The following is a 23,813-nucleotide window of genomic DNA, read 5'->3' on the forward strand; positions in this document are numbered from 1 at the left end:
CTAATAACAATTGGTTTCATAACACTTTCATAGGAAGGCAAAAATATATTGACTATGGAAATAAAAGAGTACGGTTATCTGAAGATGAATTTTGGTTATGGCAACGAACAGGTAGTTATGCGACTATCAAACAGGTAGATAGTTTTTTTAGTATTTTAGAATTTACTTTGAATGAACCTGTAAAAAATCCCATTGAGTGGATGGATAATTTTTTTAAATCATCTGCATATTCAATGATAAATTCTCCTAAAATATGGATGACTGGAAGAACGTGGTCGGGATCCTCTGTTACTCCAGATGAAAAAGCAGGAGGTGCTATTGATGTCCTTACAACATGGTTTCCTAGCTCTAATTTAATAAAAGAATTAAAGCCACTTTCTTGGTATAAGTACAAAAATGAAAATACTCATATACTAATAAAAAACAAAAAAGGAGTTTATAACAGTGAAGTGAATAAATACAAAGAAATAAGTAGAAAACCAAAAACATTTCAAAAAATAATCGATAAAATAAATATACTTTTACATATTACCAATACAACAACAAATGAAGAAAAATGATAATTATAGATATTATTGGCACATTCATTAGATGGTTATTTAAAGGATCTAAAAGCAATCTTTTATAAATGAAGTATTGCCTGAAGATAACGAAACCACTATAATTAAGTGGAGAGTTGCTTCAATTATAATAATTTTTGGACCTACAATTATTACAAATTGTCCCAGTCATTAAAATATAGAATATGAATCAGATGGTTCATCTGATTCATATTCAAAATACTAAGACTTGAAAATACTAAAATTATAATCTTTCAATATTAGAAATATGGAAAAAAATAAATTCTCTACAGTAATGGAAAAAAAAGATGATATAGAATTAATTCGTATCACCACGTCAGAAAAAAAATATTATCAACCGGAAGCCATTGTTGCAGCAAAAGATGAATTAATGAAAAGGAATATTTCTGCTTCAATGTATGAAGACTTCACTAATAAGGTAGAAAAACTAATAGAAATTGAGAAAGAAACAGAGAATAAAAAACTGCAAGTACCTTTACCTAAATCAATAAAAATAATAGCATTTATTTTTCCTGTTTTATTATTTTTTATAATAGGAATTGGACTTATGATGTTTGGATACCAAAAACGAGGAAAAGAACTATGCAAATGGACATTCTTTGGATGTATATTCTACTTTACAATTGCAATGTTAATACAACTATTCTTTTAACTATTTCCAAAAGATAACGATATTCCACCAAATTATAACAGTATCATTAATGAATAACGATACTATGACGATCAATTATTATCATCATATATTAATATTCCAGAAATCAACAAAATGAATATACAAAATTTATTATCAAAAGCAATTGATAAAACAGTTACTTATAGCAGAACCAGTGGTGGTGCTGGTTCTATCTTAATAATTGAATTTGAAAATAAAGCATTTTATACTATTAATTGCACTTGGAGAATTGAAGATAATGGAATTGTCATAACAACTAGTTGGGATGATGGAACACCGCTAATAGGAAATATGAATAAAAATGCAGAAAAATTAATTGGAAGAAAGCTCTATATTACGAATTAACTCCACAATATGATGTAAAACTTCATTTTGAAAATAATATTTTAGTTAATGTATTATGTAATATTATTACATCTATTTCAGAAGATGAAGATGTTTATAATTGTAATTGGGATTTTAGTATTCCAGAAAAAAATATAGTAGCTAATATAACAGAAAGTCACAAAATAATATATACAAAATATCAAGAATAATTTCACTGCAATATTTTATAAAACTTAATAACTGTAAGTTTACATTCTATATAATTACAATTTTTGTATTACCTTGATATAGGTTGCTTAATTATAGACAATTTATATCAAGGTATTTTTCATAAAAAAAAGTGATGAAGATATATTTAACAACTGCATAATAAGCATCATCTATTATTTCAAATCCCTACTTCACTGAGACGTTGTTCTACATCAATGCAACTGTAATAGAACATCCCATTATAATATCACATGATATAGAAAACGGGAAACCTATTATAAAAGGATATAAATTCATACATATCAAATTGGTAAGATTGAAAAATACTACTTATAGAAAAGGAAATAATCTTTCATTGAATGTCAATCGTTTCAACGAGCAGATCACTGGGTATGACAAACAGGGGAATATTCTGGGGCTTTCGCGTTACGGGCAGACGACGGCAACCGCTTATGGTTTGATTGATAATCTTGTTTTGTCTTACAACGGGAACCAGCTGAAGGCGGTGAAAGATAACGCTACGATTGCGGTGTATGGAAATGGGGTTGAGTTCAAAGACGGGGCGAATGCGGAGACTGAATATACTTATGATGAAAATGGTAATTTAACTAAAGATTTAAACAAAAAAATTACCACAATACAATATAATTGTTTAGATTTGCCTAGTAAGATACAGTTTGAAAGTGGGAATAGTATTAATTATCTGTATTTGGCAGACGGAACGAAATTCCGAACAACACACGAAACAGGAAGTAATACGGTAACTACCGATTACTATAAAAATGCGATCTATGAAAATGGGGTGTTGGTAAAGGTACTTACAGAGAACGGATATATAACGGTGAATGATTCTAAATTTCATTATTTTATTCAGGATCATCAGGGAAACAACCGGGTGGTAGTTGATAAAGATGGAAAAGTAGAGGAAGTAAACCATTATTATCCATTCGGAGGATTATTTGCTAATTCTACGAATATTCAACCTTATAAATATAATGGTAAGGAACTGGACAGGGTTAATGGACTGGATTGGTTGGATTATGGAGCAAGGCAATATGATCCTACAATAGGAAGATGGCATGTAGTGGACCCATCAGGAGAGAAATATGTCAATTGGGGATTGTATACTTATTGTAAAAATAACCCAATAATAAGAATTGACGTAGATGGAAAAGACGATTATGTTTTGAATAGAAATGGAGCTATTTATATGATGCGTAAAACCGATAGAATAGTAGATGTTTTGTATGCAAGTGGTATTAATGGTCCAAAAGCTACACAACCAGAGCCAAATTGGAAAAGTATCCAAGTGTTTGATAAATCATTATTAAAAGGATTAGAGAAGAATAAAGGAAAATATACTTTAGATCGTATGTTATACACTACAACAAATTCAGCATACGATGCTGCCAATGTCTTTTTATTTGCAGAAAATAATACAAATGTAGAATGGACTCTTAAAGGAGGCTATATGGATGGAAAAAAAACATTTATATTAGGAACAGATAATAATGAGAATAGAGTTACTGGTATATACGGACTAACTAAAGTAGAAAATGCATTATTTCCTAACTTTGAACCAATATTTGATATTCATTCACATCCATACACCCCAGAAGCAGCAGAAGCAGACATGAATATCTCAAAATTATTACTTGATGTAAAATATAGTATTTATTTTAGAGATGATCAAAAAATTATTGGTTATGACCAAGAAAATAGTATGACATATTCAATCAAAATAAACTCTATGAAAGATTTAATAACATACATACTTCAACAATTTAAATAATATGAAAAAAAAAGTAATTGATATTTTGAAAAATACGCTAATAACATTAATTATCCCCCTGACAGGTAACTGTCAGGGGGTAAATAATAATGATATAGACCCAGTACTTATGGAACATGTAAAATCTGTAATAGATTTCTATCCGGATTGTGGAAAAGCTCTAAAAGTTTATCAGTTTGATAACAGAAAAGTTCATATATATGGTATATGGCCTAAACAAGGTGGTTTTTCGTTTGATACTGGTAGAAATACAGATGAACTCAGGTTTATTTTACCTACAAATGCAATAAAATATAAAGATAAATACATCTTATTTTATTTACATGGAAAAAAAATATTAAGTGATAAGAGTATTTGTAAAATATTAGGAATAACATCCGAAGATGATATACCTAACTATCAAGAAGTCGATTCACGAATATGGATATATGCAAAGGAAAAAAAATCAAATAAATCAGCTTTTGTACAAATTAAATACGGAACTAATACTTATGAATATCCAAAACTCAGATATTTAAACGAAGGAAAACAGGATTCGGTCATAATAGATATGGTAATTCAAAGTATAGATATCCATGGAAAAAAAAGAAAATCAAATAGATTTTCCTCTCCTGACAAAATATTAATTAGTATGTCAATATTCAATAAATCAGACTCTGCAATTCTAATAGGATTGAATCCTGATTTATATGGTAGTTTTATAATAAAAAATGGAGAACACTCTATGCCTCTTATTGCAAATGTAGAAATTAATAATAATTATAGTGATTTTCACGAATGTTCTCCAGGACTATATTCAATTATTCCCCATGGAGAAATGAATTTTAATCTAAAGACTGCCCAACAGTCTATCATATTAAAAGATACGTCCCCTAAAGAATATGCTCACAAATTATATGATTTATTTTATGACTCTATCTATTATATTCCAACAAAATCCATTCAAATACCTAACACTATTAATAAGTCAATCTGGAATAAAAAATTTAAAATATATTATCCCATTACTAATTGGTACAATTTTTGGGTTAATGACAGTATATATAATATATATCCTGATGGTGAATCAACTAAATACGCTGTAGATAAATATAGATATTATTGGTTTAAAGACATTGACTTATGGGCTGATTGATAATTTGAATTTGACATATAACGGTAATCAATTAAAATCAGTAAAGGATAATGCGACAAGTTCTGTTTATGGAAATGGTTTTGAATTCAAAGACGGGGCAAATATGGAAACATAATATATTTATGATGAAAACGGTAATTTAACTAAAGATTTAAACAAAAAATTACCATAATACAATATAATTGTTTTGATTTGCCTAGTAAGATACAGTTTGAAAGTGGGAATAGTATTAATTATCTGTATTTGGCGAACGGAACGAAATTCCGAACAACACACGAAACAGGAAGTAATACGGTAACTACCGATTACTATAAAAATGCGATCTATGAAAATGGGGTGTTGGTAAAGGTACTTACAGAGAACGGATATATAACGATGAATGATTCTAAATTTCATTATTTTATTCAGGATCATCAGGGAAACAACCGGGTGGTAGTTGATAAAGATGGAAAAGTGGAGGAAGTAAACCATTATTATCCATTCGGAGGATTATTTGCTAATTCTACGAATATTCAACCTTATAAATATAATGGTAAGGAACTGGACAGGGTCAATGGTCTGGATTGGTATGATTACGGAGCAAGGCAGTATGACGCGGCGATAGGTAGATGGCATGTGGTGGATCCGATGGCGGAAAAGTATAATTCATTGAGTCCATACAATTATTGTGTGAATAATCCTATATTATATATAGATCCTAATGGTTTATGGGTTCAGACTTCTTCAGGATGGTCTACAAATAATATAAAAGATATAGGAAGATTTTTTAATATGATCCAAATCGAAAATGATATGCGAGGAGGTGTTTTAATAGACCAATTAAATACTTTTATTTATGAAGAATATAAAGGTATAGGAGGTAGATTGAGTGATGGAAGTATATTATTATCAGAAGTGAGTACTATTAGGAATAAGCAAGGAGAATGGGACATTACTGAATCTCAAAAAATAGCAATGCTTAATGAAATACACCAATATAGTTCTGTTGTACAAAATTATTACAATAATAACCAACAAAGAATGGGTTTTAGTGATAGTAATAATTGGAAGCATTTAATAGGTCCTTCTTTGATTCTTTTGGGACAACCTATTCGAGCACTAAAACCCATTGGAGCGTTAGGATCAAAGCCTGGTTCTTCAATAGCTTCCTATACATTATCAAAGGCGTTACCACAACGTTTTACAAATGTGTTTGGAAAGAAAGTTGGAACACAAATTGCAAAAAAAGTTGGAACCAATACTATTGGTCGAGCTATTGGTCGATTTGTGCCTTATTTAGGTGTGGGAATAACTATCACTACTACTTCGTTTAGTCTAGGAGAAAAATATGGACCAAGTACTTGGTATGGAAATAATGATTATAAATGGTTTGAATGAAAACAATGAATAAAGATGATATCTGGAAACAAATTATTCTATTTGTTGAAGAAGAACGATGGAATGGTGAATTTACTCACGAAACGGATCTCGTAAAAGATTTAAAGCTTAAAGGAGATGATGCTTACGAATTTATCTGTTTATTTGGCAAAAAGTTTAATATTAATATCTCCGAGTTTGATTTTGAAGAATACTTTGATTCTGAAGGAGATTGGATACTTCCAATGATATTAGACTTACTCCTAAAACGGAAGAAAAAAATAAAGAAGAAGATAACACTTGGAGATTTAGAACGAGGGGTGAAAGAAGGAAAGTTGATTTAATATTATTTCATTAAATTTATACATAAATTTGTTTTACCCTGATATGAGTTGTTTGATACACAAACTTATATCAGGGTATTTCATACAGTAATAATGAACCCATATATAGGATTGATCCCAATGAAAAAAATATTAGAGTACAAATGACTGAGATCATACTATTTTACCTTTATCAATGCACTGACTAACAGAAACAAACAATTTGATTTTAGTAGTTGGAATCATGCTACAGATGCGGATTTTTTAGCTGATTTAGTTTATAATGATGAAAAGAAGAAATTCTATAGCAGCTATACAGAAATTATAAATGGAGAAATCAATATAATAGGAGTCAGTTTTGAAGCTAATATAAAACCTGTTACATTTTCAGGTATAGGATATAAAGGAGCATTCGTTTATGAACCTTTAGATGGTTTTATATTAAAAGCGAATCATTTTTTGGAAGGAACTAAATATTTTGATGGTACTTTTACTTGGAATGTAAACTTACAAGGAAGAATTACCGGAATAGCTCCTAAAATAGGTTTTCCACCACTCCCCGGTAAAGGATTTCGAGGTGGGAAACAATATGTAAGAGATTCTAATATGAAACAATTTCCTAAAGAATTTAAGCGATGGTTTCATAAGTACTATAAAAAGGATGGTGATTTAGATGCAACGACAGATGAACTAAATGATTTCTATCAAGAATGGATAAAAATGGGACAACCTAAAGTAAAATAATAATATGGATGAGTACAAAAAAGATTATTTATTTAAAGATCAGATAATAAAAAAAGAAATCTCAGAACTAATAAATCAAGTTAAGTATTCTAGTAATTCTAGTCTGAAATATTATTCAAGAATTTTATTGACTGACTATTACAAGACTACTGATGTAGAGAATCTATTTTTCGAACTATTACACGATAAACAATGGGAGAATCAAAAAGGAAATCTGATTTTCTCTTTGAATGAATGTATTGAACCTACAGACAAAAACAGTGAGTATTTAGATTTTTTTATACATTTGTTATTAAATTGTGAAATAGGAGATGAAGTATATATGGATTCAGTCTCTATTATTATGGATTTGCGTGCTCCTTTTAAAACAAGAACTCTAAATAAAAACATTACAAAACTGGAAGTTCTTTTAAAAGAAAAAAAGCTTGAAAATGAGAAAAAAAACTTGCTTTATTTTTATTAGATTATCTTAAAAGTCGGAAAAAATTACTGTCATTTATAAAAAGATGAGTAAGAAACTTCTATTTTATTAATTTATAAATAATCTGTTTTTTATTCTGATATAAATCTTTTTTACAATTTAATTGAGATATCATAAGATTTTCTCTATCATCCTTTATTCTAATGATACCTCAAAAAGAATGTCTATCGTCATCTTTTTTACTCATAATTTTTCTAGTAACCTATACGAGAAAAGTTAAGTGAAAAAGATGACGTAATGCAACAGTTCTTGTAATGACAAGATACATGAAAATATGACGGAAATTAGAACCCTAATTTTGCCAAAATCTCCAACATCTGTTGAATAGATTTTATATTTTTTATACCTCCGGATCAATTATAATTTCAGTAGACTTATTCCTTAAACACTCATAGGACTTCTCTAATATATTTAATTATATTTTATACTATTTACATGCACATGTACTATCATTCAGAGGAAAGGATGTAAACATAATTTATTGTCACCTCTTCTGCATCTCATCTAGAATACCTAATTCGTTAGCTACATACTTCTTTGCAGGATAACTTACACATACTTCAACAACGTAGTTGTAGAACCTACCATATCGACCAATTTCAACGCTGTATTTTACATTCAGGATGAGACCAATATTACTGCATCAGGATGTTCTTTTTTCAATCTTTCTGTGCTTGCACATGACAAGAAGCATCCCAAAGTAACATATTATAGTTCGTAATTGAGTTGATATAATTACCTATATTACCATCAGGTCCAAAGATATTTTCTCATCTTTTAGGAAGCTTTCAACAATCTGCATTACATTGACGAAACATCTGTCAGTGTTTTTATAGTAGCTATCGTATATTGACATATGAAATAACAGTATATCTAGGTGGACAAGATCAGTTATGAAATGATTACCAAAAAATATGGAGAACGTGCTAAAGAAAATCTGTCATACAACATAAGAAGATGGATGATAGCCATACAAAGTCCCTATTTCTCACAGAATCTCTATTATACGGATGATGTTATAATGGAAATATAAGCATCATGACATGGAGGCAGGAAGTGAAACAACTGTTAGAGGATATAAATTCACCTATGACAGATTGGCAAGAATAAAAAATGCTGCTTACGGAGAAGGAGATAATCTTTCACTGAATACAAATCGATTCAGCGAGCAGGTAACAGGCTACGATAAACAGGGAAATATTCTTGGATTATCACGTTACGGACAAATTTCAGAAACTGGATACAGTTTGATAGATAACCTTACTCTATCTTATAATGGAAATCAGCTCAAAGCGGTTAAAGACAACGCTACAAATCCTGTGTATGGAAACGGGGTTGAATTCAAAGACGGTGCAAATGCTGAAACAGAATACACCTATGATGAAAATGGTAATCTGACTAAAGATTTCAATAAAAAATTACTCAAATTCAATATAATTGGTTAGATTTGCCTGATAAGATACAGTTTGAAACTGGAAACAGTATTTCCTATCTGTATGCAGCGGACGGAAGCAAACTTCGAACAACGCACACAACAGGAAACAATACTTCAACTACGGATTACTGTAACAATGCGATCTATGAAAATGGGGTACTGGCCAAGGTACTCATGGAAGATGGATATTTTACAGTTAATGACTCCAAACCCCATTACTTTATTCAAGATCATCAGGGGAACAACCGAGTGGTAATGGATAAGGATGGAAAAGTGGAAGAAGTGAATCATTTTTATCCCTTTGGAGGAGGCTTCACCAATTATACGAATATTCGCCTTATAAATATAATGGTAAGGAGCTGGACAGAACCAACGGTCTGGATTGGTATGATTACGGAGCAAGGCAGTATGACGCAGCCATAGGAAGATGGCACATGGTGGACCCGATGTGTGAAAAATATTATTCAGAAAGCTTATATCTGCATTGCAAAAATAATTCAGTCAATATAATTGATCCTGACGGTAAAGATATAATTGTATTACATGACCGAAAAGGTGCCGGAGGATTCGGACATACCGCTGTTCTTATTGGAAATGAAACTGATGGCTGGTTTTATTTATCGAAAGACGGAGGACAAAGATTGATTGTATCTGACATACCTGAAGTTGGAAATAAGAAATTTAATAATATCCAACAATTTGACAATTCAGAGTATGCGGCGAAATTTCATGGTTATCAAACCCGAGCCAGATTTACATCTACAAATGAGCAGGATGATGCAGCATTTGTAACTATGTGGAAAGAAATGTATTCATGGTATGATGTCACAAATCATAATTGTATGGATGCTGTGGGAAGTGCTTTAAGAACTGCAGGATTTTATGCGGATGAAAACTATTACATGGAAACGCATAATCTATCTGGTCACTCTATGATTTTAAGAGGAGATCCCCGACCTAATCAAAGATACGATAAACTTCTTAAAATGAATGCCGATTTTATAATCTGGAAAACAGAAAATGCCAACAGACAATATAATAAAAGTAATTCATGGAATAACTTTATCAATCTACTGGGAAAGTGGCTGACAAGCAATCCAAATATCATTTTTAAATGGTAATTACCATAAAACATAATTTATTTGCAGAGGAAACAAATACCCTCTGCATAAATTTTTAATATATATTATTATGAAAATAATACTATCATTTTATCTTCGAGTTTTTTTAATTGTGCTATTAATACTTTTATTGGGAAAATTATTCATAATACCTCCGAAAAATCTTTATTGGGCATCCGAAAGCATTGAGAAATCAAAGCGAGTAGATGCTTATGTCGGAGAATGCAGAATTTTTAAAATAGACACTCTCATGTCTGGTTATAAATTTCCTATTCAAAAGATATGGGTAGAAAAATATTACAGCTTAGGACGAAATGCTATAGGTATAGTTATCACCGTTACTGAAGACACCAAACGTATTATAGTCGATATTATTCCGGATAATACTTTTTCAAACATGATAATTTTTTTAAGGAATGGGTTATCAAAGATAGTTTAACACATAGTATCGGTCATTCCAAACGGGGTTCTGCTGATCCAATAATAGATTTGGACTGTTATTACCAACAAGGAGATACTGCTATTTTTAATATTTTTAAACGGGATAAGGAACTTTCCAATCTCAGGAAAGATGAAACAATGGAACCGATCTTCAAAATATACACCATATGTGATTGGGAAAATAAATAAAAGTAAATGAGTTATTATAAATCAGATATTTATAATAATTGAAAAAAAAATTGCTAAAAGATGAATAAAGACGATATCTGGAAACAAATTCTTGGAATCAAATACTGATTCGCATTATTAATAATTGTAATATCAATTTATTGTTGTGCTACTTTTATATGTTTACAGTTGTCTTTTTAGATACATCGATGCCTACAAAACATTTCTTTTCCATATCTTTGTTCATCTTTTAAGAGTTAACCAAGGAGTTGAACAAGCTATATCCTTTAATAAGTCGTTAGCTTAAAATTCTAATTGGATCTGTTCAACAGAAATGAGAGTGTGAACTAATTCACGTTATGAGTACATGCAACTCAGAGTTTGATATAGTTCACCATATGCTCATGTTTACTTTTATTTACTATAAAAGTAGTTGTTTTATCTCAATAGTAAGATGATACAAATCTAAAGGAAAGCGATGTGAATAGGAAAATATATCATTGACTATTAGTAATATAGTGATAGTCGTTAGATGTTATAATTTGCTACTGTAAATTTGATGATTTTATCGCTATGTTCCTATTTTTTTATAAGATTTTTGGAGATTAGAAAATTAGATTTAGTTGATATTCGGATTTAATGTATGCCAGTCTTTAATAGCAGGAATGATGCCCATCTCTATCACTTCATCACGTAATTTGCATAAATGTTCATAGCTCTTTTCCAATTCTTCTTGTTCAGCAGGAGTACCTGCTACTTCCTTATAACTAATACCATCTTTGGTGATTGAAGTCTCCATTGCCATCATGATATGGTCAAACTTGCCATTAGACACGTATGTTCCTGCAGGCCAACGGAAAGGTTGTCCCCCCATAGCAGCAGCAATCATTTCGATAGAAAGGTATGCCGGACTTTGGAAAGAAGAACGTCCACGTAAATCAATAATATGTTTTCCTCCTTGTATAACACGAGCTTTCAAAGCTTCCCATTCGGCTAATGGAAGGCGCGTAGTGCCGATAAAATCGGTTAAAGGTTCTCCATTAACTTTGGTTGTTGAGGCGAATACAGCCATCTGTTCTCCATGTCCACCATAAGTACGGCAGTTTTGGATATCGGAAGCAGGGATATGGAAATATTTAACCAATTCGTTTTGTAGACGAGTACTGTCCAATGCAGCTAAAGTAGAAACTTGTGAAGGCTTCAACCCGGAATAAAGTAATGTGATCAGGCCAGTTATATCTGCGGGATTGAAAATCACAACGATGTGTTTTACGTTTGGACAGTATTGACGGACATCTTTACCGAATTGAGCTGCGATCTCTGCATTTCCTTTCAATAAGTCTTCACGAGTCATACCTGCTTTGCGAGCAGCACCACCGGACGAAACAATGTAAGAGGCCCCAGTCAATGCTTCTTTGATATCGGAAGTAAATGTCAGCTTTACACCTTCGAAACCGCAATGGTATAATTCTTCTGCCACCCCTTCCAGAGCGGGAGCAAAAGGATCGTATAGACAAATGTTCGGAGTGAGTTTCATCATCATGGCAGTTTGCGCCATATTAGAGCCGATCATTCCGGCAGCTCCTACGATCGTAAGTTTCTCGTTGGTTAGAAAGTTCATAATTTTATATCTTTTAAAGGTGAGTAATCTTTATCTTTAACGGTTACAAAGATAACGCATTTATTCTCTGATTGTTCATTGAAAAAAGTGTTGGCAGATAACGAAAAGTTATATCTGTAGGGAGAATCTACTTAAAATAGTTTATCTTTGTATATCGTATAAACAATAGATAGAGTATGAGCATCGAATTAGGAAAATTCAATCAGCTTGAAGTTGTCAAGCAAGTAGATTTCGGAATGTATCTGGATGGAGGGGAAGAAGGCGAGATCTTATTACCTAGCCGATATGTGCCGGAAGATTGTAAAGTAGGAGATATATTGAATGTATTTCTTTACTTGGATATTGAGGAGAGGTTGATTGCTACAACATTGACTCCGTTGGTACAGGTTGGACAGTTTGCCTGTCTGGAAGTGGCGTGGGTAAATCAGTTTGGAGCATTTCTTAATTGGGGATTAATGAAAGACCTGTTTGTACCTTTCCGTGAACAGAAGATGAAAATGCAAGTGGGAAAGAAATATGTTGTATATGCATATATTGATGAAGAAAGTTATCGGATTGTAGCTTCTGCCAAAGTGGAACGCTATTTGTCGAAAGATAAAGCTGAATATTTGTCGGGAGATAAGGTGGATATTTTGATCTGGCAGAAAACGGATTTGGGCTTTAAAGCGATTATAGATAATAAGTATAGTGGACTGCTATATGATAATGAGATATTCAGTACGTTGGAGACAGGAATGAAAATGAAAGCATTTGTGAAACAAGTGCGCGAAGACGGAAAGATTGATTTAATGCTTCAGAAAACAGGCTTCGATAGAGTGGGAGACTTTTCGAAAGTGTTACTGGAATATATTGAAGAACAGGGTGGTAGAATTAGTTTGAATGATAAAAGTCCGGCTGATGAAATCTATGCTGTTTTTGGTGTGAGCAAGAAAACTTTTAAGAAAGGTGTAGGAGATTTGTATAAAAAGCATCTGATTATCTTGAAAGAAGATGGGCTTATACTCGCAAATTCCGAAGTGAAATAGGGAAATCCCTATTGATGAATAGAGAGAATCATTAGGGTGGGGAGTTTCCTCACCCTATTTTTGTGATAAATCAAAAGGATGCTAATTATAAAAACTAGCTAAGTTATGCGTAAAATTATTATATGTTTCTGTATTCTGTTTACCACTCTTTCATTAAAGGCACAGATGATAAGTGGGATCAGTATTGATGGTGGAAATATTCCGATTCTTGTCTATATAGGCGGTAATCAGATGTGTCTTCCTTCAACAAGTTGTTTCATTGCTAATTTGAGACCAGATTATTATACTGTAGAAGTATATGCAACTCGACGTACTCGCCCCGGAGAACGTGTTTGGAAAGGAGAGAGATTGTATACCGAACGTATTTATTTTAATGGTAATGGTGTCAAATATATTCAGGTAAGAGGAATGGGAGGTCATCGTCCTGATAGACCAGATCAAGGAGCTCATTGTCCTGAATATGGTCAATATGATAGAGTGATGAGTTCACAGCTCTTTGATACTTTTTTTAATAAGATGAAAAATGAGCCTTTCTCATCAGACCGTCTTAAAATGTTAGAGGCGGCATTAGTAAATACAGATTTTACCTGTGGACAGTGTCTTAGATTGGTAAAACTTTATAGTTTTGATGATGACAAGATGGAAATAATGAAGTTGATGTATCCTCGGATTGTGGATAGAGAAGCTTTCTTTACTGTCATTGATGTATTAACCTTTTCGTCAAATAAGGACGAGATGAATGAATTCGTAAAAAACTATAGTATTTGTCGATAAGCTATTAATATTCATTAAAAAGATATGATTATGAGAAATATACATGCTGTTTTGTTATTCTTGGTACTTATTTTGAGTAGTAGTTGTGCATCTTATTATGTTTCCGGTAAAAAAGTGATGGAAGTACAGAAAGGCATGACGCAACAAGAGGTACGACAGCTTTTGGGGAAACCTGATTATCGACGGTTTGAAGGCGATCTGGAAGAGTGGGAATTTCGTCGTGATAAAGGAACGCCACTAACTCCGACACCTATGACGATTATTATTCAATTTATGGATGGTGAAGTGGTAAGTATGGATACTTTTAGTGGCTATGGTAGGTCTACATTGCCTCTGCCGCCTGCTATATAAAAATGAGTTTTAAATAATAAATAAGAGGAGGTTGAATCATGAAGCGAATATTATTTTTACTCTTTGCTATTGGTCTGAGTGCCAGTATGACTATGATGGCTTCTATGAGCACTAGCAAAGTGCGTAAGGAGACACGTTTCCTTACTGATAAGATGGCATATGAATTGAACTTGAATACTCAGCAATACAATGATATCTATGAGATCAATTATGATTTTATATATTCTGTCCGTAATATAATGGATTATGTAGTACGTGGAGATGAATGGGCAGTAAACGACTATTATGAAGCTCTGGATATCCGTAATGATGATCTTCGTTGGGTATTGAATGATTTGCAATATCGTCGATTTATGGGAGCCGATTATTTTTATCGTCCGATTTATGTTACCGGGGGAAGATGGAATTTTAGGATTTATATTAACTATCCGAATCGAGGATTGTTTTATTTTGGTGTGCCCTATCATTACCGGACTTATTGTGGAGCTCATTTTCGTCCACATCTCCATCACGTAAGTTATTATAGGGGTAGATATAATGACTTTGTACATTATCCGACACCACATAGAGTGAGAGACCAAAGAGTATTCCATTCATATCGTCGGTCGGATTTTGGTTCGGTGCATTTCCGTCCTAATACTTCTGTTCGTCCTCATAATGTGCCAACTCGTCCGGGAGCTTCTGAACGTCCAGGAGGATCGAATCATCAGCGTCCCGAATCGGGGCATAGACCTTCTGCACCGAGTAGACCTTCAACGTCTAATAGACCCTCATCGTCTGAACGTCCTTCTACTTCTGGTAGACCTTCAACGTCTAATAGGCCCTCATCGTCTGAACGTCCTTCTACCTCTGGTAGACCTTCAACGTCTAATAGGCCCTCATCGTCTGAACGTCCTTCTACCTCTAGCAGACCTTCAACTCCGTCCAGAGGAGAATCATCTCGTAAAGATGTACTTCCAAACAGGAGTGAAAATAATAAAGGGCGACCTACTACGACAACGAATCGGGAAAATAATCGTGGAAGTAGCAGTAGTCGTAGTACCAGTAGGGAAAATGTTTCAAGAGGTTCAACCGAGAGACGTTCGTCTACTCAAAGTACAAGAAGCAATAGTAATCGTAGTTCTTCTCGTTCTTCGGAGAGGGGAAATAACACAAGAAGATAACCTACCCTTTATTAATATATTTACTCCTCAGCGGAAGGAGAACTAGACTCCGGCTCGTTGCCGGCTAGACTGTTCCGGGCTTCGCCCGTTACTTGGATTTCGGGGCGGATATTATCCGCCTCGATTTCACTTATTAATCCTTTCTTAGTAAGGCGTTCGGCAATAAGTTTATAATATCCTTCCATACTTTCTTTTAACTGTCCGTTGTTGGCGAATGAACTGCGGAAATGTTTAGGCTTCGGGATTATAGAAGCTAGAAAAATACTTTCTTCTATAGTCAGTTGGGAAGGACGTTTGTTAAAGTAGAAGGAGGAGGCTTCTTGGATACCATATATCTGTGGTCCCCATTCTGCAATATTCAGATAAACCTCGTACATCCTTTCCTTAGATGTAAGTCTTTCTGTCTCTATCAACCATACGATTAATGCCTCTTCTAGTTTACGTGCAAAATTTTTGTTACGATTTAAGAATACATTTTTTACTAATTGCATGGTAATGGTACTTCCACCACGGGCAAAACGTTTTACTTGTAGATCATAAATGAGTGCCTCGCGCAGTGCATCTGGTAGAAATCCTCGATGATAAAAGAATGCACCGTCCTCGCTTTGCAGTACGGACATTTGTAATATGGGAGAGATACTATCTAACGGGGTGAAGTGCTCCCAGGAAGTACCGATTGGGAAAGTACGTACAGGAACTCCATTTTCATAAGCTGTATAACTGAATTCACCGGACATTTTAGAAAGAGGGGTAGTTCCGTATTCGATAATTCGAAATTTTTTTTCTTTCAATTCCGATTCTAATTTTAGACTATCTATCTGAGCAAAATCAACATCAAATAGAAAATGGTAGGCTAATTCTCCACTAGTTTTTATACCTTCCAAATTATTGAATAAACCTTTTGGCAAAGAACTGAATAAATTATTTGCCGGGAACCAGGTTTTATTAACCGACGCTATGAAATGCCAGTATTCTTTTTGTTTTTCAGCACGTAAATACGGATGAAACTGAAGTTTATTAAATATAACAGTAGTGGTACTATCGAGTTCCAAAGTATTCTTACCAATGTTTATTTGATAATCCAATTTTCCTTGGTCTAGGTGAATGACTTCCGGGGAAAGAGTTTTATGGTAAACATCCAGCCCATTTACTTGAGCCTGTCCGTTGAGGCGCATTTGATTTCTGCCAAGAATATCTTTCCTCAGGCTGTATGATAAAGTGTCAAATGTAATTTTTGCTCCAAATTGTCGGGTAATATAGGGTAAAGAGATCTTTTTTGAGTCTGATGAGTAAAGATTGATTTTTAAGGTGTTATCATGTTGTTTAATTTCTCCATTTGCTGTCCAATGCTGCGATAGAGTATCTTCTTGTATATTGATATCCGATTGAAAATGATTCTCTTTTATGATGAATGAAGGTAGAGTAATGGAAACGAAATTTTTATTCTTTTGTTCTGTAATACAAATATGGTTTAGCTTTCCGTTTTCGGGTAAAAAACCAAAGCAGAGGTTTAGAAGTTTATTGATTCTTTCTGAATAGTTAGCTTCATTTACTGCTGCTTGAGGAAATTGCTTTGTGCCTTTTTTAAAAAGGAAGTCATAATTAGCTATCGAATCCTGTTTGATAAAGGCAAGTGACAGATCGTTCACTGTTACATGACGTATTTCTATCTCGCGGGTGAGTAGCTTCCAAAAGCTAAGTTTGATAATTGCAGATTTTAATGTCAGAAGAGTATCTCGTTTGTTTGGTACAATTGATAATTGTTGGAGAATGATTTTGTTCAGTTCTTTCATCTCCATTTTCTCATAATGAATTTTAAGTCCATACACTTGCTCGATTCGGGCAGTGCGTTTACTGACAATACTCTGTAAAAGAGTGTTACGATATAAATAAATACTGATGAGGCAGATAAGCATTCCCCCACCAACAGAAAGTAGGAGAATCTTTTTTTTACTGTACTTTTTCATCGTTTGCCTTTGATAATAAATCAGGTGCAAAGGTAGACAATAATCTGTTGATCAGTATATGAACCGTTCTTTTTTATTTGACAAGCGATAAATAATCTCCGTAACCTTCTTCCTGCATTTTATCTTTTGGGATAAATCGTAATGAGGCACTGTTGATACAATAACGAAGCCCACCTTTTTCTTTCGGACCGTCTGTAAATACGTGTCCTAAGTGAGCATCGCCCGTTTTGCTACGTACTTCTGTTCGTACCATCCCATGCGTGGTATCTAATTTTTCATTAATTAGATTTTTCTGGATAGGTTTAGAAAAGCTAGGCCAACCACAACCGGAATCAAATTTATCGGAAGAAACAAATAATGGTTCACCTGTAGTTATATCTACATAAATACCTGGACGGTGTTCGTTCCAATATTCATTATGAAAAGCTGGTTCAGTAGCATTCTTTTGGGTAACAGCATATTGTTCTGCTGATAATTTCTTACGAAGGGTGGCAGCATCTAGCTTTTGGTAAACTTTTGTTTGAGGAGCATTGGCTTTACGTGCCATATCAAATAAAGCTGGATTGATGTGACAATATCCATTTGGATTCTTATCAAGATAATCTTGGTGGTAAGTTTCTGCCAGATAAAAGTTCTCTAACGGTTTTACTTCGATCATCACTGGCCTTTGATATTGGGCAGATAATGTTTTTATGGCTTGATTGATAATAGGAATATCCGCTTTATTGGTATAATAGATACCTGTACGGTATTGTGTCCCACGATCATTTCCCTGACGGTTGAGGCTCGTAGGGTCTATAGTTTGAAAATATAAGTCAAGTAGCAAGTTTAAATTTACTACTTCACAGTCGTAAACGACTTTGACTGTCTCCGCTGCATTTGTTTTTCCAGAACAAACTTGTTCATAACTAGGATTGGAGATAGTACTGTTGGCATATCCTACTTGAGTAGTTTCTACCCCTCTGATTTGTTTCAGAAAGTGTTCTGTTCCCCAAAAACAACCTCCTGCAAAATAGATTTCTGCTTGCTTTTTCATTGGTCCTGCAATTCCTAAAAATACATTACTAATTATCAGAATCACTAAGATGATAAAATGTCTCATATTCGTTGGTTCTTTTTCTAATAACGGATGAACCGACGGATATGTTTATGTTATTTTTCTACAGAAATAATTTTGCAAGGTAATGTAAACCAGAATGTGCTTCCTTTACCTAACTCGGATTTTACACCAATTTCACCATTCATCTTTTCTATAATACCTTTGCATATTGACATCCCTAATCCATTACCCGGAGTAAAATTATCTATTTTCTCAAAGCGCGCAAATACTTTGGGTAAGTCTTCGTCAGCAATTCCCTTTCCTGTATCTTTTACAAAAAAACGTAGTCCGGCTGTTATATGTTCATATCCGAAGCATATATGACCTTTTTCAGTGAACTTTGCAGCATTACTCAGGAAGTTTGATATTGCTTGCGCTAGCCTGTGCCGTTCAGTATAAATGATACACTCTTTATCAGGTAATTCACATTGTAATGATATCCCTTCTTTTATTTTAGGCTGGTATTCTTGTTTTAGATTCCGGCATACCTGTACTATATCAGTCTCAGAATAATGAAAATCTAACTGCCCGGATTCAATTTTGGATAAATCGAGAATATCACTTATAAGTTGTAGTAACAGAGCATTATTGGTTTCTATAATTTTCATGTATGCATGTGCTTCCTCCTTATCATCGGCATAAGCTAGTTGGCTTGAAAAACCTACAATTGCATTAAGTGGGGTACGAATCTCATGGCTTATATTGGCAAGGAATGCACTTTTCAGACGGTTGGATTCGTCAGCTTTCTCTCGTAATATCTTTTGCTCTTCCATCATGTGGGCTTTTACAGTCGTAATCCGTTTGTAATATAGCATCCGTAGAACCAAAATGATAATAATACCTGATATTATTAATGCTCCAGCAAAAAAATACCAGAAATAAGTTTTCAGAAATGATGGTTCTCTATTATATAAAACAGTATGGACCGGCAATCGCGATTGATCAATGTTGTTTTTCTGAAGTATTTTATAATTAATATAATATTGAGGTCTAGAAGGAGTGATCTGAAATTTTCGACTGTTGTCTATGCCTTTTGAAAGTACCTCATAGGTCAATCCGGCAAGATCATTTCCTAAATCTTCTGCTGCCACATAATATCCACCTAAATAATTCGGGTTTGTTTTTCCCTGATCCATAATTAAATAAAAGAATTTCGAATGTTGCAGTACCAATTCGTTGTGGAGCATAGAATAGGCATGAGAATAGTTTTGAGCATCTGTATACCAGCCTGAGGAGAGAAAAGCATAAGTATTATCCTGGGATACAAGAGAGTCTACAAGTTGCATTGTATTCAGTTCGCTTCCATAATAAGGATGTAATTCTTCAAAACCAACTTCTTTGGCTAACTTTTGAAGATGCGGTGTTAGAAACTGGAAATTATACCGATTATCGTATATGTAGGCAATCTTGCTGGCATTCGGTTGAAGTTGTCGAATTAGTTGTAAGTTCTCCTTGAAGTAATCTTTGGTATAATATCCGGTGACATGAAAATCTTCGAAAGATTCTGTTGTTTTGCAAATATCTTGTATATCATTAATATCTTGTGGAACGAGTCGATTATAATCAATATAACCGCTTTTGACGCTTCCTAATACTATCGGAATATTTTTCCATGTATGGGGACAAGAAGTTGTGTAAGTTGTCCAAGCTTCTCCTCCGATGATAACTACTATATCAGGTGCAGTTTTGTAAGCCTCAAATAGTTCTTTCATCCAATTTTCCCATTCTTTGAAATTGATAGAAGCTTCACTATCCATATATTCAATAGTAATTCGGCAGTTGAACTCTCTACTTAATTTGTATGAGAAGGAGTTGATAATGATTTTACTGTTTTCCTTATCAGGGAAGTAAGAACTGATTAATAAAATATGCTTCATATCTTTTTCTTTATTGACAGCGTAATTGGGGGGCGTCATACAGAAAAAGAAAAGAACTATGCACAATGAACGTGAAGCTATTTGAGACATTGAGTTCATTAATTTTTTATTGTATACATGGAACATATAGGGATATTCTACGATTAGGAAACTATTACGTGAGAAGTGCTATATGTAATGGGTCGGGGATATCCCATTGATGGAATATAATTGGCACAAATGTTATTGAAACTAATAATTTCTCTATCTTTATTGCTTCCATAAGGAGTCGTTTTGAATGTTATTAGGTATCTATTATAAAAATTTTCGAAATATAATATTAATTATTTAAATTTTGTTCTGGATAGCAAAAACAATAAGAAACTTTAATGATATATTATTTTTCTCGAAAACCAAATTACTGGAAAGAAAGAGTGGGAAAGAAAGGCTTTTATCACCATTCAAGACCTATGAGTTACGAAAAGTTGCATATGAGTTGAACTTTTTTTAGAAAACATTTTGTAGACTCAATCTTCTTTGCGTAATTTGTGTGCAACAAATTTAGTGATTAACTAACCCTTTTAAATAAAAGTATCATGAATTCAAACATGGAAAAGCCCTACGTAGTAGGTATTGACATAGGCGGAACGAACACCGTCTTTGGAATTGTAGACGCACGCGGAACTATTATTGCTAGTAGCTCAATCAAAACAGCGGGTCATCCGACAGTGGAAGAATATGCTGATGAAGTATGCAAAAACTTACTTCCTTTGATTATAGCTAATGGTGGTGTAGATAAGATTAGAGGTATCGGAATTGGTGCTCCGAATGGTAACTATTATACAGGAACTATCGAATTTGCTCCGAACCTGCCTTGGAAAGGAATTCTTCCGTTGGCTGCCATGTTTGAAGAAAGATTAGGTATTCCTACTGCCTTGACGAATGATGCGAATGCAGCTGCTATTGGTGAAATGACTTATGGTGCTGCTCGTGGTATGAAAGACTTTATCATGATTACACTGGGTACTGGTGTAGGTAGTGGTATTGTAATCAATGGTCAGATGGTATATGGTCACGATGGTTTTGCTGGTGAATTGGGACATGTGATTGCTCGTCGTGGTGGTCGTGTTTGCGGTTGCGGTCGCAAAGGATGTCTTGAAACTTACTGTTCTGCTACTGGCGTAGCACGTACTGCCCGCGAATTATTAGCTGCTCGTACTGATGCAAGTTTGCTTCGTAATATTCCTGCTGAAAATATCACATCTAAAGATGTATATGATGCAGCGGTGAAAGGTGATGCATTGGCTCAGGAAATTTTTGATTTTACAGGTAATATTCTAGGTGAAGCTTTGGCAGATGCTATTGCATTCTCTAGTCCGGAAGCAATTGTATTGTTCGGTGGTTTAGCTAAATCGGGTGATTATATCATGAAGCCGATTCAGAAATCAATCGATGAAAATATTCTGAATATCTATAGAGGAAAAGCAAAATTACTTGTTTCTGAATTGAAAGATTCTGATGCTGCTGTATTGGGTGCCAGTGCGTTAGCTTGGGAGTTGAAAGACTTGAAAGAATAATATCAATATTATAATAAAGGTAATAGAATCCTCGGGAATAATTGTTTATTTCCGGGGATTTTTTATTGTTATTATTTTAGTTGAAGATAACTAAAATAAAAAAGAGGAAATTACCAATGTGGCATTTCCTCTTTTTTATTTCGAATCTAAGAGATTGATTAATTAACTCTTTTTTCTTTGATTCTAGCTTTCTTACCAGTAAGAGCACGCAGGTAGTACAATTTAGCGCGGCGAACTTTACCTACCTTGTTCACTTCAATGCTATCAATAGCCGGTGATTCGATTGGGAAAATTCTTTCTACGCCAACAGTTCCTGACATTTTACGTACAGTAAAACGTTTCTTGTCTCCATGACCGGCGATTTTGATAACAACACCACGATACAACTGTACACGTTCTTTGTTACCTTCAATGATACGATATGCTACTGTTACAGTGTCACCTGCTTTGAAGCTCGGGTGCTGTTTACCTGTAGCGAATGCTTCTTCTGCAATTTTAATTAAATCCATTGTTGTTATTATTAAATTGTTTTATCGTTACAACGCAACATACCAAGTAACTCTTATCTTGACAGCGATTGCGCGAAAGCGGTGCAAAGTAACTAATTATTTGTCAGATAGCCAAATGTTTTTGTGTATTTCCTCTATATTAAAGAGGAGGTTATTTTCGTTGAGTGTGCTTATAAATGAAGTTTTTTGTGTAAGTTTGTAGCATCAACAAAATTAGTAAAATGAAACAAAGTCATATTAAGTTTATTTCAGGAGTTGTTCTCTCCGGTTTGTTTTTGTTTACCTCTTGTCACTCTGCTCGTGAAGCAGGTCAAGCTAACTACGAAATAATAAAAATAGAAGGTACCAGAATTTGTATGGATTCCACGTGGAATGCTAATCCGGATGTACAGGCAGAAGCTATTCTTAAACCATATAAAGAAAAGGTTGATAAGATGATGTACGAAGTGATTGGTGTTAGTGAGATGAAGATGGATAAAGAACGTCCTGAAAGTATGCTTTCTAATTTAGTAGCAGAAGTGTTGAGACTTTCTGCTGAACGTGTGTTGAAACAACCTGCTGACATTGGCGTGATGAATATGGGGGGATTGAGGAATATACTTCCCGATGGTAATATAACAGTAGATGCTGTGTATGAGATACTTCCTTTTGAGAATTCTCTTTGTATATTAACAATGAAAGGGGCAGAAATCAAAAATCTGCTGTCTGTTATCGCTTCTCTGTATGGCGAAGGACTAAGCGGAGCCCGCATTGAGATGACAAAAGACGGAAAACTGTTAAGCGCTACAGTACAAGGTAAACCGATTGAAGAGGATAAGAATTACACGGTAGCTACTATCGATTATTTGGCTGACGGAAATGACGGGCTTACCCCATTTCTGCAAGCAGACAAACGCGTATGTCCAGATGGTGTGACATTGCGTGGACTTTTCCTGGAGTATGTTAAACAACAAACCTCTATGGGCAAGAAAATAACTTCTAAATTAGACGGACGTATCACCATTGTTCCTGATACAGTTCAACTATAAGGGGAGAAAAAGAACTAAATGCTAAATGTTTAATCTACACATTATTATGACTATTC

At 33.8% G+C, this 23,813-nt stretch carries 19 protein-coding genes and 3 pseudogenes; 16 read left to right on the plus strand and 6 right to left on the minus strand.

All coding sequences use genetic code 11. The features are described 5' to 3' along the window. Positions 1-828 precede the first annotated feature (828 nt). From EJF25_RS01045 to EJF25_RS01080, 8 genes and pseudogenes are all read left to right on the plus strand, one after another. Positions 829-1,233: a hypothetical protein gene (locus EJF25_RS01045; protein ID WP_125039665.1), complete on the plus strand. Its 405-nt coding sequence runs from the start codon at positions 829-831 to the stop codon at positions 1,231-1,233. A gap of 114 nt (positions 1,234-1,347) precedes the next feature. After that, positions 1,348-1,599, plus strand: coding sequence for a hypothetical protein (locus EJF25_RS01050; RefSeq protein ID WP_125039666.1), 252 nt, complete (start codon positions 1,348-1,350; stop codon positions 1,597-1,599). Between the two features lie 499 nt (positions 1,600-2,098). Next, positions 2,099-3,583: a JAB-like toxin 1 domain-containing protein gene (locus EJF25_RS01055; RefSeq protein WP_306308329.1), complete on the plus strand. Its 1,485-nt coding sequence runs from the start codon at positions 2,099-2,101 to the stop codon at positions 3,581-3,583. 1 nt (position 3,584) lies between these two features. Further along, the gene (locus EJF25_RS01060; RefSeq protein WP_125039668.1) at positions 3,585-4,718 is read left to right on the plus strand and encodes a hypothetical protein; all 1,134 of its coding nucleotides are present in this window, start codon (positions 3,585-3,587) and stop codon (positions 4,716-4,718) included. Beyond that, a pseudogene (locus EJF25_RS25295) lies at positions 4,678-5,429 on the plus strand (RHS repeat domain-containing protein); the annotation flags it as partial. The gene EJF25_RS01060 and the pseudogene EJF25_RS25295, both read left to right, overlap by 41 nt. A 662-nt stretch (positions 5,430-6,091) precedes the next feature. Beyond that, positions 6,092-6,418, plus strand: coding sequence for a DUF1493 family protein (locus EJF25_RS01070; protein WP_125039669.1), 327 nt, complete (start codon positions 6,092-6,094; stop codon positions 6,416-6,418). A 438-nt stretch (positions 6,419-6,856) separates the two neighbouring features. Then, entirely contained in the window at positions 6,857-7,141 is a 285-nt protein-coding gene (locus tag EJF25_RS01075; protein WP_125039670.1) for a hypothetical protein, read from the plus strand. 4 nt (positions 7,142-7,145) lie between these two features. Further along, complete coding sequence (locus EJF25_RS01080; RefSeq protein ID WP_125039671.1) at positions 7,146-7,604, plus strand: hypothetical protein; 459 nt, start codon at positions 7,146-7,148, stop codon at positions 7,602-7,604. A gap of 302 nt (positions 7,605-7,906) precedes the next feature. Here EJF25_RS01080 and nadA read toward each other — a convergent pair. Continuing rightward, positions 7,907-8,500 (minus strand): annotated as a pseudogene (gene nadA / locus EJF25_RS26445) (quinolinate synthase NadA); the annotation flags it as partial. A gap of 62 nt (positions 8,501-8,562) precedes the next feature. Here nadA and EJF25_RS25300 point away from each other — a divergent pair. Both EJF25_RS25300 and EJF25_RS01090 read left to right on the plus strand, forming a co-directional pair. Beyond that, positions 8,563-9,593: pseudogene (locus EJF25_RS25300) on the plus strand (RHS repeat domain-containing protein); the annotation flags it as partial. Positions 9,594-10,248: 655 nt separating this feature from the next. Next, the gene (locus EJF25_RS01090; RefSeq protein ID WP_125039672.1) at positions 10,249-10,617 is read left to right on the plus strand and encodes a hypothetical protein; all 369 of its coding nucleotides are present in this window, start codon (positions 10,249-10,251) and stop codon (positions 10,615-10,617) included. 789 nt (positions 10,618-11,406) lie between these two features. Here EJF25_RS01090 and EJF25_RS01095 read toward each other — a convergent pair. Continuing rightward, positions 11,407-12,408: a malate dehydrogenase gene (locus tag EJF25_RS01095; protein WP_125039673.1), complete on the minus strand. Its 1,002-nt coding sequence runs from the start codon at positions 12,406-12,408 to the stop codon at positions 11,407-11,409. Between the two features lie 176 nt (positions 12,409-12,584). Here EJF25_RS01095 and EJF25_RS01100 point away from each other — a divergent pair, with 176 nt between their 5' ends. The 4 genes from EJF25_RS01100 to EJF25_RS01115 all read left to right on the plus strand — a co-directional run bounded on the left by EJF25_RS01100 (position 12,585) and on the right by EJF25_RS01115 (position 15,721). Then, complete coding sequence (locus EJF25_RS01100; RefSeq protein WP_125039674.1) at positions 12,585-13,433, plus strand: CvfB family protein; 849 nt, start codon at positions 12,585-12,587, stop codon at positions 13,431-13,433. Positions 13,434-13,538: 105 nt separating this feature from the next. Beyond that, a complete protein-coding gene (locus tag EJF25_RS01105; protein WP_125039675.1) occupies positions 13,539-14,207 on the plus strand; it encodes a proline and serine-rich protein 1 family protein in 669 nt (222 codons plus the stop codon). Between the two features lie 30 nt (positions 14,208-14,237). Next, the gene (gene bamE / locus EJF25_RS01110) at positions 14,238-14,558 is read left to right on the plus strand and encodes an outer membrane protein assembly factor BamE domain-containing protein (RefSeq protein WP_125039676.1); all 321 of its coding nucleotides are present in this window, start codon (positions 14,238-14,240) and stop codon (positions 14,556-14,558) included. A gap of 38 nt (positions 14,559-14,596) precedes the next feature. Beyond that, positions 14,597-15,721 (plus strand): hypothetical protein, encoded by a 1,125-nt coding sequence (locus EJF25_RS01115; RefSeq protein WP_125039677.1) that lies wholly within the window; start codon positions 14,597-14,599, stop codon positions 15,719-15,721. 20 nt (positions 15,722-15,741) lie between these two features. Here the strand turns inward: EJF25_RS01115 and EJF25_RS01120 are convergent, their stop codons facing one another. From EJF25_RS01120 to EJF25_RS01130, 3 genes are all read right to left on the minus strand, one after another. Continuing rightward, positions 15,742-17,688, minus strand: a complete 1,947-nt coding sequence (locus tag EJF25_RS01120) for a biosynthetic peptidoglycan transglycosylase (RefSeq protein ID WP_125039678.1) — start codon at positions 17,686-17,688, stop codon at positions 15,742-15,744. A gap of 73 nt (positions 17,689-17,761) precedes the next feature. After that, positions 17,762-18,790, minus strand: a complete 1,029-nt coding sequence (gene msrB / locus EJF25_RS01125) for a peptide-methionine (R)-S-oxide reductase MsrB (RefSeq protein ID WP_125039679.1) — start codon at positions 18,788-18,790, stop codon at positions 17,762-17,764. Positions 18,791-18,840: 50 nt separating this feature from the next. Continuing rightward, entirely contained in the window at positions 18,841-20,664 is a 1,824-nt protein-coding gene (locus EJF25_RS01130) for a sensor histidine kinase (protein ID WP_160119355.1), read from the minus strand. A gap of 575 nt (positions 20,665-21,239) precedes the next feature. On the opposite strand from EJF25_RS01130, the gene EJF25_RS01135 reads away from it, so the two are divergent. Beyond that, positions 21,240-22,220, plus strand: coding sequence for an ROK family protein (locus EJF25_RS01135; protein ID WP_025076135.1), 981 nt, complete (start codon positions 21,240-21,242; stop codon positions 22,218-22,220). 158 nt (positions 22,221-22,378) lie between these two features. Here EJF25_RS01135 and rplS read toward each other — a convergent pair whose 3' ends face one another. Then, positions 22,379-22,729 (minus strand): 50S ribosomal protein L19, encoded by a 351-nt coding sequence (gene rplS / locus EJF25_RS01140; RefSeq protein ID WP_077153080.1) that lies wholly within the window; start codon positions 22,727-22,729, stop codon positions 22,379-22,381. Between the two features lie 221 nt (positions 22,730-22,950). Here rplS and EJF25_RS01145 point away from each other — a divergent pair, with 221 nt between their 5' ends. Further along, positions 22,951-23,757, plus strand: a complete 807-nt coding sequence (locus tag EJF25_RS01145; protein ID WP_125039681.1) for a 5'-nucleotidase C-terminal domain-containing protein — start codon at positions 22,951-22,953, stop codon at positions 23,755-23,757. The last annotated feature ends 56 nt before the right edge of the window (positions 23,758-23,813 follow it).

This window comes from Bacteroides faecalis, from assembly GCF_003865075.1.
Lineage (GTDB): Bacteria > Bacteroidota > Bacteroidia > Bacteroidales > Bacteroidaceae > Bacteroides > Bacteroides faecalis.

Excerpts from the sequence above, each read along its gene's own strand:
- EJF25_RS01045 (WP_125039665.1), top strand. The coding sequence starts at position 829 with ATGGAAAAAAATAAATTCTCTACAGTAATGGAAAAAAAAGATGATATA.
- EJF25_RS01050 (WP_125039666.1), top strand. The coding sequence starts at position 1,348 with ATGAATATACAAAATTTATTATCAAAAGCAATTGATAAAACAGTTACT.
- EJF25_RS01060 (WP_125039668.1), top strand. The coding sequence starts at position 3,585 with ATGAAAAAAAAAGTAATTGATATTTTGAAAAATACGCTAATAACATTA.
- EJF25_RS01070 (WP_125039669.1), top strand. The coding sequence starts at position 6,092 with ATGAAAACAATGAATAAAGATGATATCTGGAAACAAATTATTCTATTT.
- EJF25_RS01080 (WP_125039671.1), top strand. The coding sequence starts at position 7,146 with ATGGATGAGTACAAAAAAGATTATTTATTTAAAGATCAGATAATAAAA.
- EJF25_RS01090 (WP_125039672.1), top strand. The coding sequence starts at position 10,249 with ATGAAAATAATACTATCATTTTATCTTCGAGTTTTTTTAATTGTGCTA.
- EJF25_RS01095 (WP_125039673.1), bottom strand. The coding sequence starts at position 12,408 with ATGAACTTTCTAACCAACGAGAAACTTACGATCGTAGGAGCTGCCGGA.
- EJF25_RS01100 (WP_125039674.1), top strand. The coding sequence starts at position 12,585 with ATGAGCATCGAATTAGGAAAATTCAATCAGCTTGAAGTTGTCAAGCAA.
- EJF25_RS01105 (WP_125039675.1), top strand. The coding sequence starts at position 13,539 with ATGCGTAAAATTATTATATGTTTCTGTATTCTGTTTACCACTCTTTCA.
- bamE (WP_125039676.1), top strand. The coding sequence starts at position 14,238 with ATGAGAAATATACATGCTGTTTTGTTATTCTTGGTACTTATTTTGAGT.
- EJF25_RS01115 (WP_125039677.1), top strand. The coding sequence starts at position 14,597 with ATGAAGCGAATATTATTTTTACTCTTTGCTATTGGTCTGAGTGCCAGT.
- EJF25_RS01120 (WP_125039678.1), bottom strand. The coding sequence starts at position 17,688 with ATGAAAAAGTACAGTAAAAAAAAGATTCTCCTACTTTCTGTTGGTGGG.
- msrB (WP_125039679.1), bottom strand. The coding sequence starts at position 18,790 with ATGAGACATTTTATCATCTTAGTGATTCTGATAATTAGTAATGTATTT.
- EJF25_RS01130 (WP_160119355.1), bottom strand. The coding sequence starts at position 20,664 with ATGAAGCATATTTTATTAATCAGTTCTTACTTCCCTGATAAGGAAAAC.
- EJF25_RS01135 (WP_025076135.1), top strand. The coding sequence starts at position 21,240 with ATGAATTCAAACATGGAAAAGCCCTACGTAGTAGGTATTGACATAGGC.
- rplS (WP_077153080.1), bottom strand. The coding sequence starts at position 22,729 with ATGGATTTAATTAAAATTGCAGAAGAAGCATTCGCTACAGGTAAACAG.
- EJF25_RS01145 (WP_125039681.1), top strand. The coding sequence starts at position 22,951 with ATGAAACAAAGTCATATTAAGTTTATTTCAGGAGTTGTTCTCTCCGGT.